The 361-nt window shown below is 70.1% G+C and carries 1 protein-coding gene; it reads left to right on the forward strand.

Features of this window, described 5'->3' with window-relative positions; translation table 11 throughout:
• Positions 1–130: 130 nt before the first annotated feature.
• Positions 131–361: ATP-binding cassette domain-containing protein (locus tag BIU91_RS19430; protein ID WP_139196854.1), on the forward strand; the 231-nt coding region annotated here is incomplete at its 3' end.

Below are 361 nucleotides of genomic sequence, written 5' to 3' on the forward strand. Positions count from 1 at the left end.
TCCGAGCAGTCGACGACGGTTGGGGACATGGTGGAGCAGGCGTCCTCACCGCCTTGGCCGCGATCGAGGACTTCGAACGTGGGCGCGACGTGCAGCACGATGTTCCGTCGTTCCTCCGCGGCGGGCACCGATGATCGCGCTCTCCGTCCTCGGGATCTCGGCGCGCTCGATCCGTCCAGACGGCCGCAGGATCATCAGCGACGTGAGCTTCCGCGCCGAGCCCGGCAGCCTGACCGCCATCGTGGGACCGTCCGGGGCCGGCAAGTCGACCCTGCTCGACCTGATGACGGGGATCGAGGTGCCGGCGACCGGCTCGGCCCTGCTCGGCAACACGCGCATGCACCCTGGCACGGACTCTGCC

Source organism: Curtobacterium sp. MMLR14_002 (genome assembly GCF_001864975.1).
Lineage (GTDB): Bacteria > Actinomycetota > Actinomycetes > Actinomycetales > Microbacteriaceae > Curtobacterium > Curtobacterium flaccumfaciens.